1 protein-coding gene is annotated in these 772 nt (G+C 59.8%); it reads left to right on the plus strand.

Annotated features, from left to right (window positions below):
• On the plus strand, nt 1-772 hold a 772-nt coding region (locus EYS42_RS16895), incomplete at both ends, for an IS30 family transposase (protein ID WP_130969381.1).

Raw genomic sequence — 772 nt, forward strand, 5'->3', positions numbered from 1 at the left:
CGGCATGACGGCGCGTACCGGCCATCGAAGGCGCAGCAGTACGCGCAGGCCAGGCGCAGGCGCTGTCGGCGCTGGAGCCTGTTCAACGCCGATGACTGGCTGCTGATCCACGGCTTGCTGCGCAAGAAGTGGAGCCCGGAGCAGATCTCCGGCTTGTTGCGCCTGCTGTGGGGGCGAGAGATCAGCTGCAAGACGATCTATCGGCACATCCGACGAGACAAGAACAACGGGGGCACGCTGTGGCGCCACACGCGGATCATTTCGAAGTTCGGCCGCAAGCGCTACAGGAGCATTGATCACAGAGGCGTGATGCCTGGCAAGCGGCACATCAGCGAGCGGCCCAAAGAAGTGGAAGGGCGCAAGAGGATCGGGCACTGGGAAGGCGACACCGTGATCGGGGCGGACAAGCGGCATTGCCTGCTGACACTGGTGGAACGCAAGACAGGCCTGGCCATCGTCAAGAAGCTGGCGAGCCGCTCGATGGCCGAGGTCAATCAGGCCGCGCTGATGGCGATCAGCGAGCACCGGGATCGGTTCAAGACGATCACGTTTGACAACGGCACCGAGTTCCATGATTACGCGGTTCTGGAGCAGATTTACCGCGTGAAATGTTACTTTGCGACCCCTTACCACTCGTGGGAGAGAGGCTCGAATGAAAACTTCAACGGCTTGCTGAGGCAGTATTTCCCGAAGGGGATGTGCTTGAGTCAGGTGACCCAGGAGGAATGTGATGAAGTTGCCCGAGAAATTAATATGAGACCGCGCAAAAGAT

This window comes from Aquabacterium lacunae, from assembly GCF_004310865.1.
Lineage (GTDB): Bacteria > Pseudomonadota > Gammaproteobacteria > Burkholderiales > Burkholderiaceae_C > Aquabacterium > Aquabacterium lacunae.